The following is a 12800-nucleotide window of genomic DNA, read 5'->3' as shown; positions in this document are numbered from 1 at the left end:
AGTGGCAAAGGTGGTCACCATGGTGATGGCTGAGCTGGCTGCAACTTAGGCGCCCGTAGAAGAGACACGCTCATCACTAGGGATCCAAGTTCTGTTCTGGGCACCGGTGTAAATCTGCGAAGGCCTGAAAATCCGATTCGCGCCAAGTTGCTCTCGCCAATGAGCCAGCCAACCAGCCACCCTTGAGATAGCAAACACAGGAGTAAAAAGATCACGTGGAATTCCAAGCTTGCGATACACAAGACCGGAATAGAAGTCCACATTCGGATAGATCCCTTTAGGCCCTAAACGGGTAGCAGCCGCCTGCTCCAACGCCTTGGCCACGTCATACATCTCATCGGTGCCGAATCGGGCAAACAACTCCTCTGCAAGACCCTGAAGGATCACAGCGCGAGGATCCTTGACCCGATATTCCCGATGACCAAAGCCCATCACCTTGCGCTTAGAAGCAATCGCTTCATCCAAGTAATCACCAGCATGCTCTGGGCTGCCGATCTCTTCGAGCATCGCCAAAACATCCTCATTGGCACCACCATGTAGTGGTCCTGCAAGGGTGCCCACTGCGGAGGCCACCACTGCATAAGGATCAGTGAGCGTACTGGCGGTCACGCGAGCACTAAAAGTACTGGCATTCAGACTGTGTTCCGCATGCAGGATCAAGCAGCGATCAAGAACCCTGGCCGCCAAAGGGTCCGGTTCACGCTCGGTGAGCATGTAGAGGAAATTGGCTGAGTAGGCCAGGTCATCACGAGGCTGAATGGGATCTTGCCCTTTGCGAATCAACTTAAAAGCCGCCACCATCGTGGGAATCTTGGCGATCAGCCTCACCACGGCGTCATAGACGTACTTCGGGTCATCGATGGCTCGACGGGAATAGAACAGCCCCAGCGATGCTGCACTCGATTGAAGTGCATCCATCGGGTGCCCCGAAGCTGGGAAGCACTTCATCATGTCGCGTACCCGAAAACTCACGCGACGGTGCATCTGCACCTCAGCTTCGAAATCACGAAGTTGCTGTGGGCTGGGCAGATCGCCCCAGATCAACAGATAGGTGGTTTCCAAAAAGCTGCTATGCGCTGAGAGCTCCGCAATTGGAAAACCCCGATAAGCAAGCCGCCCCTGCATTCCATCGATCTCACAGATGGCGGATTGGGTTACTGGCACTCCCTCCAGCCCCGGACGAAAGCTGATGCCACTGCGATCGTGGCGAATCTCCCCAACCTGCTCCTGCCCCACCGCATCTCGACAACTCCTTGGCAACCTAAGCGGAACAGGGCAACAACACCGAAGGCCTCAATAGCACCTGCAGCGTTGCCCTGCCAGCAGGGCTTCGTTTCTGCTGCGACCATCTGAGGTGAGCAAAACCAGCCTTCTTCAACACCAGGCAGCCCGAAGGCATGCCAAGCAACCTTGCTGCTAGATGAGTCAACTCAGGTTCATGACCCACCAAAAGGCAGCGCCCAACCAATCCTTCAAGCAAAGGCCAAGGATCCCTTCCAGGAAGCAAGCAACTCTCGAATTCCACCCGCCCCGCCAGCCCCGCCTGCTGAGCAAGTTCTGCCGTCTGAGCCGCACGCAGGTAAGGACTACTCAGCAGACGATCAGCAGCAAAGCCAAGGCTTCGCAAGCGACGAGCGACCTCCATCATGCGCAGAATTCCTTGTTCTGTAAGTGGCCTTAGCGAATCATCAACGCCATGGCAACGCTGCTCAGCGATGCCATGGCGCAATAAGAAAAGATCAACCGAGGTTGAGGCGGGCACGCATGCGAAGAGAAGAACTTTGCTCATCTTGATCAGGCCCCACAGCCATGGCCAACCCCTGCACACTGGGCTGCAATGAGCCACCAGCAAGCGTTTGCATCAACGTCCAGGGACGCCAATGCTGAAGCTGCACGCGACCAGGATTTGCACCAAGAACCAGCTGTTGAATAAGCGGACGATCATCTCGATTGAGATTGTTCAGCTGACGAAGACGAGGCTGCAACGCCTTGCCCTGCTTGCGCTGCTGCAGAGCCGCAAGGGTCTGACCCCACCAGGCCTGGTCTGGCTCTTCGACCAAAGCGACGCCCAACTGAGCCTCAAGCAAGTTCTTACTAGAGCTTTGTTGACGTGCCAAGCGCGTCCACACCTGCAGAGATTCGTCATCAGACGGCAAATCCGAACGAATAAAACCCTGCTCAGTCAGCGCATCATCCACCACCGAGACAGCTGGATGGTCCTGCTTGGTCGCAACCACCCAGCCTTCGGGCTGCTGAAGCCACAACAACGGTCCATCGTCCAAACCAGCAATCGTGGCAGCCGAAGACAGTTCATTTGACGTCAACTGCTGACGCAGTAAGGGACCTAACCACTGCACCAGAGGATCCTGATCTGAGGGATCCAGTAATCGAGAAGGTGAACTCAGCAAAGCGAGTGCCTCCGCCTCACCACCAGCCGAGGCAGTGAGCTGAACAAGTCCATCAGCTGATCCAGCCTCACTTGCAACAGCTTCCAGAGGTTGCTGGAAACGCAACAGCCCTTCCAGCGCCAAATCTGACCCTTCAGGCTTCAAGGCAGCTACCAAACCCAACAGATCCTCACGCTGGCTGAGCTGCTTAGGCAGGCCTAACCAAGAGTGAAGCGCGGGCGGCGAGGCAACCATCAGCGCCACACCATCGCCAAGCTGGCGCAAGATCTCGACAAGCTCCTGATCGCCAAGTTGATGCTGATCAGACAACTGGGAAACATCAAGAGCCTGTTCCAATACCCCCCGGCCGGAGGCAAGCAACAGCAGGTCATCGTCGATCAATGCTGTTGCCAAAGGCTGGGGATTACGTCCGCTCAAAGCCCCTTTGCCACTAATCACTCCCATCCCCCGATAGCGGCTGATCTGCAGATCTGTGCCAGCCAAGCTGCGTACTTGCCAAAAGCGCTGTAAAAAACGCCTCGCACCATCCTGATCTCGACTCTCTAGAACCAAAAGCCAACCCATGGATCCTTCTGGCCCGTTGGGTTCCAACAGAGCCATGCTCACTTGCGGACCAAGCCAGTCGACCAACTCCGACTCAAAATCCAAACCAGCGAGTGCGAAGGCACCATCACGAATCTGCTGAGCCCCATCGCGAGCCTTGCGACGGTTGCGTGCCGGAGCTACAGCCTGGGCATAGGCCGGCACACGCACTGGATCCATCAACCAATGAACGGCAAGAGCAGCCTCTCGAGGCACAAACCTTGCAGCACGTGGCAACTCCAGTGGCTGATCAACCAAACGAAGAGGGTTTTGGCGGGCCATAGCCCATCCAAGCCCCGCCACCAATGAGAACAGGACAAACACCGTGGCCACCACGGCAATCAAAAACGGGCGGGCCTTCATGGGCCGGCAATGGGACTCTTTAGATCATCTTTATCCATTAATCATCTGATCGTCTTGCGCCCAGTATGAAGCTCTCACAAAGGCAACATCAATGAGTCGATTGACAGGTCTCTTTGCGCAAGCCAACTGCATCGCGAACAGCAGCAAAATTTCCGCCACAAAATCTTGTCGAGCTGCACGACGAGAACCACAACAGCTGCAATCTGGAAAGAAGCATCGAGACTTGGTGATGCTGGGTTGTAAGCAAAGTGCGCCAACCCTGAGGCCGGCTTAGTGAGTTCGTGACAGAGCACAAAAGAAGGGCGACCCCCCCGTACCATCAATATCCCGACCTCACCGCTTTGGAGTCGCTACCGGCACGACAACAGCAGGTGCTTCAAGCAACGGTGCACCACTACGTGGACACGATTGAGCCCGTCGGCAGCAAAACCCTGGTGCAACGCTTTGGCCTCAAAGCGAGCGCAGCAACGGTTCGTTCGGCGATGGGAGCCCTTGAACAGCGTGGCCTGCTCACCCAACCTCATACCTCGGCGGGAAGAGTGCCGAGCCCGCAGGGCTATCGCCACTATGTGAACTGCTTGCTGCCGCCTCCAGGATCGGCGGCGCAGCACCTTGAAAGGGAACTGACAAACCTCAGTCTGCGCTGGGCAGCTCTCGATGACTTGATGTGGCAACTGGCCCGTCGTCTCACCGATTTCACCGGCCTCATGAGCTTGATTACCAGGCCCGCCCGGCCAAAGCCAACTCTTCAAGCCGTACGCCTAGTGCGCAGTGGCGACCGGCTACTGGTGATGCTGGTGGAAAGCTCCAACCAAGCCAGTCATCTCAATCTGCGCCTGCCCCATGAAGCCAGCAACGAACTCGAAGCCATCGAGGAGTGGACCCGCGATCAATTGGCCACAACGGGCAACGGCAGCCTCGACTGGTCGAGCCTGCCACCGCAGCTCAATCTGAGCGGATCTTTACTGCGAGAGGCGATTCACAGCCACAGCCAAGCTCAAACACCGGCTGAATCAGATGCGGTGTTCCATGGGATGTCAAGGCTGCTTGCGCAGCCAGAATTCAGCAGTAGCGCCAGCCTCCAACCTTTACTGGAACTGATGGATACGCAGCCAGCTGCAGTGGTGCCAGTTGGCAGTGAGCAACTTGGAGGCGTGTGGATCGGCGCGGAGCACCCCAAGAGCGCCCTGGAAGCCTGTTCAGTGGTGCAAGCGACCTATCACAGCTCCGGGGAAGGCATCGGACAAGTTGCTCTCGTTGGACCGATGCGCATGGCTTATGCCACAGCCAAGGCAGCCGTCAGCAGCGTGGCGAATCACCTTGAAAGGCTGCTCTGCTAAGCGAGACAGCTAGCGATGAGTTGCAAACTTTTTTACTACGTCTACCGATGTTCGGCGACTAGCTTTTCGGCGGTATACGCGGTTCAACAAAAGCTGAACAATGGAGCCCATGGACTGATTAATCTTTGCCTTATTTGTTCTCGTGATCAGTTACTCGTTAACCCCTTGCTGATGATCGAGCTCTGATGCCATCAGCTCATGGCTCGAGCAAAACGCTTACTGCCGTCTGGCTACAGTTTTCATCTCACGCTGCGTTGCAATAGCAGGCAGTTCTTGATTGCAAATCGCTCTGCAGTGGGGGTAACTCTTCGCCAATTTCAAACCAGGCTTGCAACTTCGAATCATTGGATCAAGCACTCTCGAGATCAAGGCCTTTGCCTTGCCCGGCGGATGCTTTCATCGAAGGAGAAAAAGCCTACCTTGTTCTTACTTTATGTGTTTGTAATTATATTTTCAATAGATACGCTATAATTAGCTCAGGAGATTAAATGATGAACAACAAATGAATAAGAAGCATTCTGATCACGCAGATAAAACAAAAATGCCGACTCCAGAAACTCTTAAGCAAGTATGCCAGCCTGAGGAGCGGGTTTTAGGCAGGGCTGATGATGGCAGTGTAATGGAGTTTATGCTTCAAACTGAGCATGGAAATACCTACTTGTGCCGTTTTCCCCCTGGCTTTATTTCACATGCTGCCATTCAATTGTGTACAGAAGAAATATGGTATTTTATTCAAGGGGAAGGGGTGTTCTGGATAAAGCATGAAGGCATTGAAAAACATGTGCCTTTTAATGCTGGCACCGCGTTACATGCGCCTTGCGGCGGAGCGATGCAATTTCGCAATACTGGACAGTTGGAAGCTGTAGCGCATGTAGTCACCATGCCTCCATGGCCTGGTTCAGATGGCGCTAAATTAACTAAAGGCCCATGGGAAAGTGTTTGATTCCGCTCTTTGAGTAGTGGTCTGACTCTCGTAGGTGTCTTGCATCAGATAGCGTTTGCCCCTGCAGCTTCTAGCGTTACTGGCCCATAGTGGGTTGAAGACTTACGACCAAACAATACCCCGTGCAACGGGGTATTGAATACCACGGGCCACCCAAGGCAACGCTGCACTGGGGTTGAGCAAATCATCAGCTAATCATGTTGCCAAAACTGGGATTGATAGCTGAACTTGAGGCAGTTGCTTGGTTTACAGCGAAACATCTGCAGCAGCTCATCACCAGACAGCAGCGAGTGCCTTAAGACTGCCGGTAGCCATCACTCAAAGCTGATTGCCAAGTTTCTCTGCCACGGTGTTGACATCTTTATCGCCACGGCCAGAGCAATTGATCACCACTTCTGTTCCAGCGGCGAGAGTGGGGCAAAGCGTCTCTAACCAAGCAAAGGCATGGGCTGTCTCCAGGGCAGGAATAATTCCTTCTAGTTCACTCACCAAGCGCAGAGCATCCAAAGCCTGCTGATCGGTAACCGCGGCATACTCCGCCCGACCAATCTCACACAAGTAGCTGTGTTCTGGACCAACTCCCGGGTAGTCGAGGCCGGCACTAATCGAATGGGCTTCTTGCACCTGACCTTCATCATCCTGAAGCAACAAACTCATCGCTCCATGCAAGACGCCTACTCGACCTTCGGTGATTGTTGCCGCATGACGACCAGTTTCAACACCATCACCAGCAGCTTCCACTCCAATCATGCGCACAGAGCGGTCCTGCACGAAGGGATGAAACAAACCCATGGCATTGGACCCTCCACCAACGCACGCCAAAAGAACATCAGGCAAGCGACCGAAAGCCTCAGCACACTGCTGCCTGGCCTCCTGACCGATCACGGCATGAAAGTCCCTAACAAGCATCGGATAGGGATGGGGACCAGCCACCGAACCAAGGATGTAATGAGTGGTTTCCACATTGGTAACCCAATCACGAATCGCCTCACTAGTCGCGTCCTTAAGCGTGGCCGTGCCTGCGGTGACAGGCTGCACTGTGGCTCCAAGCAGACGCATGCGGAACACATTCAACGCCTGACGGCGCATGTCCTCAGCGCCCATGTAAACAACACACTCAAGACCAAAACGGGCACACACCGTGGCCGTGGCCACACCGTGTTGACCCGCACCTGTTTCGGCAATGATCCGCTTTTTACCCATGCGTAACGCCAACAGAGCCTGACCCAAAGCGTTATTGATTTTGTGAGCGCCTGTGTGATTGAGATCCTCACGCTTCAGCCAGATCCTGGGGCCTCCGTCTGAACGGCGGTAATGAGCTGTGAGTCGCTCAGCCTCATAGAGCGGCGTCGCCCGACCCACATAACGACGTAGCAACCGATCCAACTCAGTCGTGAAGGCATGATCTTTCCATGCCTGCGCAGCTGCTTGCTCCAGTTCAGCCAAGGCAGGCATCAAGGTTTCGGGAACGTATTGCCCCCCATATCTGCCGAAACGCCCCTGGGCAGAAGGTCGCGCACTCACAGCGAGGTCCGCATCTTTGGGCTGAGAGGGCAGAGTGCTGGTCACCGGTACGCCAGGCAAGAACGACACCACCCTAGGAATCGAAAGAATCACCCCAAGCAGCAAAGAGTGCTTTCGTTTGAAGCCGCAAAGTTAGAGGGAGTCTTTGCTAGCCCACTCAACTGCGCCAAACGCGCGAGGCATTGAGGATTGCCAGCAAGGCAACTCCTACATCAGCAAAGACAGCCGACCAAAGAGTCGCCGCACCAAAGGCCGCAAAGGCGATGAACAGCCCCTTCACACTCAGCGCCATAGCGATGTTTTGTCAAACAATCCGCCTGGTGCGCTTGCCGATATCAATCGCCTTGGCGACCTGAGAAGGGACATCGGTCATGATCACCACATCAGCGGTCTCAATGGCGGCATCAGAGCCGAGTGCTCCCATCGCCATGCCTACATCAGCGCGAGCAATCACCGGTGCATCGTTAATGCCATCGCCCACATACGCCACGGTGCCCCCAGCTTGATGGGCGCTGCGCAGCGCGCAATCGAGTGCAGCAACCTTCCCTTCAGGCAACAGATCAGCGCAAAAGCCATCGAGACCAAGCTGATCGGCAATGATCTCAGCCACTGGATGGCTATCACCTGTGAGCATGGAAACGTTAATTCCACGCTTATGGAGAGCGCTCACCGCATCAACAGCATCCGGCTTAATGGCATCTGCAATCAGGATGCGGCCGCTGTAGACACCATCCACCACCACATGCACCACGGTGCTGTCCACTGCACAGGCCTGATGGACGATGCCATCGCGATGCAGCAATCGATCATTACCAATCAGCACTGAATGTCCGTTCACCTCAGCACGAATGCCATGGCCTGGGATCTCCTCTACAGCGGCGATTCTGGATGAATCAATCGGGGCTGCATAGGCCTGCTTGATCGATTGAGCCACTGGATGTGTTGATTGTGACTCCGCCATCGCGGCCAATTCCAACAGCTGCTGCTCTGAGAAACCATTCGCCGAGATGACTTGCGAAACACGAAAGCAGCCCTGAGTCAATGTGCCCGTCTTGTCGAACACCACCCTTTTCACCTTGCTGAGTGCATCGAGGAACATCGACCCCTTCACCAGAATTCCCTGCCGAGCCGCACCGCCAGCCCCGCCGAAATAGCCGAGGGGAATGCTGATCACCAAGCCACATGGGCATGAGATCACCACCAACACCAAAGCGCGATTCAGCCACTCAATTGGATTGGCCTGCACAACTAAAGGAGGCAAGACCGCCACTAGCAGTGCCAAACCCACCACGATCGGCGTATAAATGCGGGCAAAACTGGTGATCAGCTTTTCGGTAGGAGCCTTGCGACTGGCGGCGCTTTCCACCAGTTGAAGAATCTTGGCCACAGAGGATTCTTTCAATGGCCTGATCACCTGCAGCACCAAAGCGCCCGACTGGTTGATCGTTCCGGCCAAAGCCTTATCACCCAATTGAACGGCTCGTGGTTGCGATTCACCAGTGAGGGCCGAGGTGTCCAAACTTGAACGCCCCTCCACCACATCCCCATCCAAAGGAACCTTCTCACCAGGCCGAACCAACACCTGGTCACCAACCTTGACACTGTTGGGATCAACCTCGATGAGCTGATCACCAACCATCAGATTGGCCCGATCAGGTTTGACTTGAAGCAAGGCCTGAATAGAACGCCTGGAACGCCCAACCGAATAGCCCTGGAACAATTCACCAATCTGAAAAAACAACATCACGGCCACCGCCTCTGGCAGTTCGCCGATACAGATCGCCCCAATCGTTGCGATGCTCATTAAAAAGTTTTCATCAAATAGCCGACCTCGCAGAATGTTGCGACCAGCCGTAGTCAGAACACCCCAACCACTAATCAAATAGGCGGGGATCATCACGGCCAACTCAACCATGCGCCCCATGGGCCCTGCCCAAGCCAGGCCAATCACGAAAAGACTGGCAGCCGCTGCAATTGGAATCAGCTCTCTCCTCAAGCTGAACACCTTCGCGTTAGCGCTGCAATCGTTGTTGCAGCAACCATCCAGCAGAGCATCACCAGCAGCCATCGGATCGCGGAGTTGCATCTGATCACCTCGAAGATGGCATGCAAAAACACCAACCCCCGTACATTCACAACATTGGCGATCAGACAATGCCCCGAGGTGGCTGGCAAGAATTCACCGGCCCAGGTGGTTTTTCAGGGCAATCCAGAGCGATGGAGCGCCCCGATGTCAGCCAAGCCAATCCCAAGGAGCAGCAAGCTGTGCGGGTGCAACGCACACGCGGAGGCAAGCGTGGCAAAACAGTGACCCAGATCACTGGGCTGGAACTCACCGCTACAGAAGCCAAGGCTTTGCTCAAGCGCCTTAAGGCCCGGGCTGGCACCGGCGGAACAGTCAAAGACGATCTACTCGAGCTACAGGGCGACCAGGTGAGCCTGGTGATGGACTTCCTACAAAGCGAGGGCTTCCGTCCCAAACAAGCTGGTGGCTGAAAGGAGCTGACAGATCAACTAGGCGGAATGGAGAATGGCAGCCCAATCAACATCAAGACCATGAGCTCTGCCCCGCAAGGAGATACAAACCCCAAGGGCACGAACATTGTCTGGCATGAAGCCTCCGTAGACCGTCAATCGCGAGCACAACAACGCGGCCACCGCAGTGCAATCCTCTGGTTCACTGGCCTATCCGGTTCTGGCAAAAGCACCCTTGCCAATGCAGTGAATGCTGCCCTTTTTGAGCAAGGTCTTGCCACCTATGTATTAGATGGCGACAACATTCGCCATAGCCTTTGCAAAGACCTCGGCTTCTCCGACTCAGATCGAGAGGAGAACATTCGCCGCATCGGCGAAGTTGCGAAGCTCTTCCTCGATGCCGGTGTCATCGTGCTCACCGCTTTCGTCTCCCCCTTTCGAGCTGACCGTGACAAAGCTCGCAAGCTTGTGGATGTTGATGATTTCATCGAAATCCACTGTGCAGCGGATCTGACAATTTGCGAAGAGCGAGACACCAAAGGGCTCTATGCCAAAGCCAGGGCCGGCGAAATCAAAGATTTCACTGGTATTTCAAGCCCCTATGAAGACCCTGCATCACCCGAACTAAAGATCAATACGGGTGAACAGAATCTGGAAACGTGCGTTGAGATCGTGCTCAAGACTCTGCTGGATCGAAAGGTAATTCCCGCCAAGCATCAACCAGTGTCTTAATGCAACTCGCCACGGGAACGGCGAGCAATAACCCCAAGAGCTGCCCAAAACCAAATAATGCTCCTGTTCTGGCACCAATCGGCAAGGCAATGAGCAACCAAGCAGGCTGCAAGCCAACGATGCTTCCCATCAGGCGCGGTTGGATCACTTGATCCACAATCTGACCAACAGCGATCGCAGCGGCCAGAATCTCTAGACCCATGCGGGGGTCCTGTAATGCGAGCAGTGCACTAACACCAACAATCGTGAGCGCACTCGCGTAAGGGATCAAGGTCGTAAAACCAATTAAGACAGCAAATAACACTCCAAAAGGAATATCCAACACCGTAAAAACAAGGATTTGGCCGCCGCTGAGAATCAATGCAAGCAAGACCTGCCCGGCAAAATATCCACGGAATGTGCCCGTGATCGTATCGACCACAAGCTCCCTCCATTGAGCCGGCAGCCAACGAGCCAACCCAGCAGCAATTGGATCGCCACCCAACAAAAGAAACACTGCCAAGACAAGGACCAACAAGGTGTTGATGGTGATGCCAAGAGTGGCTCCAAGAATGCCGAGTAATTGCTGACTCAACTGAGTCGCCACGCCGCTCAATCGTGTCAGTAGATCACTACTGAAGTCTCCAAATTCACTAGGCAAGCCCCGAGCCGAAGCCCATTCCTGCAGCCGACTCACCCAACCTTCTGCAGCCACAAGCCAGCCAGGTAATTCATTGATCAACTGGCCAAGCTGATCAATTAGACGGGGCACCAAAGCAACGCCCGCTAACACCAACAAGCCAACCGCCAAAACTGCCACCACACCGATGGCCAGCCAACGGGGCAACCCCAGACGCTGATTAATCCAGCGACTGGGGATATCTAGCAAAAATGCAATCAGCGCTGCCGTGACAAACAGCCCTGGGAAAGGAGCCAAAGGCAGTAATAACTGTCGCAGCACCCAAAGATTGAGGGCGAACAGTGGCAAAACCAGACTGAGCCGCAACCAGATAGGGAATACCAATGGCCCAAGCATCAGAGAACTCTCGTTGAGATCCTCAGCAGATCAGTTACTAGGCTGAAGCTTGGCTCCTCGAAGAGAAGCAGAAGCCTGCCACCAAAATGCAAGCCAGCAAGCAATCCCAACAAACTTAAAGCCCTCTTCAAACAACTGCACCGTGGCGTAGCCAATGGGCAATAGATCCTGAACCTTATCGCTGACTATCGAGAGGCCCAGAAGCAGGGCCGACGCCAGGCATGCCACACCATCAGCCTGGATGACTCATTTGCAAAAGCGTCCGCAGAAAGAAAGCTGTGATGATGCAGTAACAGCCAGCTTGAGCTAATTGCGCAAGCCTCACGCCCCAAGGAAAGATCATCAAGACAAAGCAATCTGGAGAGCATGACCACCCTTAGGCGTTAGGGCAGAATTGTCTCTAGAGGCGTTTGGCTCAGCGGTAGAAAGCCTGCCTTGCAAACACGATCTCGCTGGTTCTATCCCGGCATCGCTAATCACCTAAAGCTCTAGTCAATGCATTTGGCTCTTTCTCCAACGCTGGCTGCATGTCGGCCCCGGCAATGGCCAAAGAATCTGTTGGTTTTCGCTGCTCCACTTTTTGCCTTCCGCTTCGAGATTGAGATTTGGCAGCGGGCAATTGCTGCACTTGTGGCTTTCTGCTTGATCTCTAGCGCGATCTATCTACTGAATGACTGTCTTGATATAGATGCCGATCGAGTTCACCCCAGCAAAAGACATCGATCCATCGCCGCTGGGCTGGTCACGGTGCCTACAGCCCTAGCCACAGCCTTGATGCTCACCGTGGTCAGCTTCAGTTTCGCAGCCGTAATTACTCCAGAATTGGCAGGGGTGGTACTGCTATACGGCCTCATTCAAGTCGGCTACTGCTTGCAGCTGAAGCACCAGCCGTTGCTCGATCTTTTCGCTATCGCATCGGGGTTCTTATTGCGGGCCATCGCAGGTGCTGTTGCTGCTGGCCTACCCCTTTCCCCCTGGTTCCTTCTCACTGTGGGACTGCTAGCGCTTTTTCTAGCTATTGAAAAGCGCAAGGCCGAACTTCGCGTAACGAAGAACGCTGGGGTAACTACCCGCACAGTATTGAAGCGCTACTCATTACCTCTACTGCTGCGGCTTGAAAGCTTGGTGGCAACCAGTTCCTTTATGTCTTATTCACTCTGGGCCGCCGGACCAGCTCTGAAAGGAGCGTCAACCAGTTGGATGCTGCTCACCGTACCCTTCGTACTAGTAGGGATTTTCCGCTATCAGTTGCTCAGTGATCCTGAAGAGGTCGAACGCCGTGGCACATTGAGACCAGATCTCAATGGCGAAAAGCCTGAGGAGATTCTGTTGAATGATCGCGGCATTCAGTTCACCTTGATCGGTTGGGTCTTGACTACTTTGCTAATCGGGTTAGTCAACCACGCAGCTGCATAATC

General features: G+C 54.5%; 11 protein-coding genes and 1 pseudogene. 5 read left to right on the top strand and 7 right to left on the bottom strand.

Annotated features, from left to right (window positions below):
• Positions 1 to 45: 45 nt before the first annotated feature.
• Genes SIB68_RS10025 through SIB68_RS10015 form a run of 3 tightly spaced genes read right to left on the bottom strand, consistent with a single transcriptional unit; the run spans position 46 to position 3353 of the window.
• The gene (locus SIB68_RS10025; protein WP_063401156.1) at positions 46 to 1236 is read right to left on the bottom strand and encodes a citrate synthase; all 1191 of its coding nucleotides are present in this window, start codon (positions 1234 to 1236) and stop codon (positions 46 to 48) included.
• A gap of 25 nt (positions 1237 to 1261) precedes the next feature.
• Positions 1262 to 1789: a SixA phosphatase family protein gene (locus tag SIB68_RS10020; RefSeq protein WP_063401031.1), complete on the bottom strand. Its 528-nt coding sequence runs from the start codon at positions 1787 to 1789 to the stop codon at positions 1262 to 1264.
• Positions 1740 to 3353: a DUF3352 domain-containing protein gene (locus tag SIB68_RS10015; RefSeq protein WP_063401032.1), complete on the bottom strand. Its 1614-nt coding sequence runs from the start codon at positions 3351 to 3353 to the stop codon at positions 1740 to 1742. The genes SIB68_RS10020 and SIB68_RS10015 overlap by 50 nt, the downstream gene beginning before the upstream one ends.
• A 281-nt stretch (positions 3354 to 3634) precedes the next feature.
• Between SIB68_RS10015 and SIB68_RS10010 the strand changes: the two genes are divergently transcribed.
• Both SIB68_RS10010 and SIB68_RS10005 read left to right on the top strand, forming a co-directional pair.
• Positions 3635 to 4693, top strand: a complete 1059-nt coding sequence (locus SIB68_RS10010) for an HrcA family transcriptional regulator (RefSeq protein ID WP_063401034.1) — start codon at positions 3635 to 3637, stop codon at positions 4691 to 4693.
• Between the two features lie 502 nt (positions 4694 to 5195).
• On the top strand, positions 5196 to 5636 hold the full coding sequence (locus tag SIB68_RS10005; RefSeq protein WP_063401036.1) for a hypothetical protein: 441 nt from the start codon (positions 5196 to 5198) through the stop codon (positions 5634 to 5636).
• A 318-nt stretch (positions 5637 to 5954) separates the two neighbouring features.
• Here the strand turns inward: SIB68_RS10005 and trpB are convergent, their stop codons facing one another.
• A complete protein-coding gene (gene trpB / locus SIB68_RS10000) occupies positions 5955 to 7205 on the bottom strand; it encodes a tryptophan synthase subunit beta (protein WP_063401157.1) in 1251 nt (416 codons plus the stop codon).
• A 112-nt stretch (positions 7206 to 7317) separates the two neighbouring features.
• A pseudogene (locus tag SIB68_RS09995) lies at positions 7318 to 9228 on the bottom strand (heavy metal translocating P-type ATPase).
• Between the two features lie 86 nt (positions 9229 to 9314).
• On the opposite strand from SIB68_RS09995, the gene SIB68_RS09990 reads away from it, so the two are divergent.
• A complete protein-coding gene (locus tag SIB68_RS09990; protein ID WP_063401037.1) occupies positions 9315 to 9656 on the top strand; it encodes a translation initiation factor in 342 nt (113 codons plus the stop codon).
• Positions 9657 to 9716: 60 nt separating this feature from the next.
• Positions 9717 to 10367 (top strand): adenylyl-sulfate kinase, encoded by a 651-nt coding sequence (cysC, locus tag SIB68_RS09985; RefSeq protein WP_196757149.1) that lies wholly within the window; start codon positions 9717 to 9719, stop codon positions 10365 to 10367.
• On the opposite strand, the gene SIB68_RS09980 is transcribed toward cysC, so the two are convergent.
• The gene (locus SIB68_RS09980) at positions 10312 to 11382 is read right to left on the bottom strand and encodes an AI-2E family transporter (RefSeq protein ID WP_063401039.1); all 1071 of its coding nucleotides are present in this window, start codon (positions 11380 to 11382) and stop codon (positions 10312 to 10314) included. The two genes, cysC and SIB68_RS09980, sit on opposite strands and share 56 nt — an antisense overlap.
• 30 nt (positions 11383 to 11412) lie before the next feature.
• On the bottom strand, positions 11413 to 11610 hold the full coding sequence (locus SIB68_RS09975) for a hypothetical protein (protein WP_063401040.1): 198 nt from the start codon (positions 11608 to 11610) through the stop codon (positions 11413 to 11415).
• A gap of 267 nt (positions 11611 to 11877) precedes the next feature.
• On the opposite strand from SIB68_RS09975, the gene SIB68_RS09970 reads away from it, so the two are divergent.
• Entirely contained in the window at positions 11878 to 12798 is a 921-nt protein-coding gene (locus SIB68_RS09970; RefSeq protein WP_063401041.1) for a decaprenyl-phosphate phosphoribosyltransferase, read from the top strand.
• The last annotated feature ends 2 nt before the right edge of the window (positions 12799 to 12800 follow it).

It is taken from the genome of Prochlorococcus sp. MIT 1323 (assembly GCF_047304905.1).
Classification (GTDB): domain Bacteria; phylum Cyanobacteriota; class Cyanobacteriia; order PCC-6307; family Cyanobiaceae; genus Prochlorococcus; species Prochlorococcus marinus_D.
The sequence above is the reverse complement of the archived record's forward strand: the minus strand, read 5'-3'. Positions and strand labels throughout refer to the sequence as shown.

Bases quoted from the DNA above. Each gene is read 5' to 3' on its own strand.
- SIB68_RS09980 (WP_063401039.1), bottom strand. From the start codon at position 11,382: ATGCTTGGGCCATTGGTATTCCCTATCTGGTTGCGGCTCAGTCTGGTT.
- SIB68_RS10005 (WP_063401036.1), top strand. From the start codon at position 5,196: ATGAATAAGAAGCATTCTGATCACGCAGATAAAACAAAAATGCCGACT.
- SIB68_RS10015 (WP_063401032.1), bottom strand. From the start codon at position 3,353: ATGAAGGCCCGCCCGTTTTTGATTGCCGTGGTGGCCACGGTGTTTGTC.
- cysC (WP_196757149.1), top strand. From the start codon at position 9,717: ATGAGCTCTGCCCCGCAAGGAGATACAAACCCCAAGGGCACGAACATT.
- SIB68_RS09970 (WP_063401041.1), top strand. From the start codon at position 11,878: ATGCATTTGGCTCTTTCTCCAACGCTGGCTGCATGTCGGCCCCGGCAA.
- SIB68_RS10020 (WP_063401031.1), bottom strand. From the start codon at position 1,789: ATGAGCAAAGTTCTTCTCTTCGCATGCGTGCCCGCCTCAACCTCGGTT.
- SIB68_RS09990 (WP_063401037.1), top strand. From the start codon at position 9,315: ATGCCCCGAGGTGGCTGGCAAGAATTCACCGGCCCAGGTGGTTTTTCA.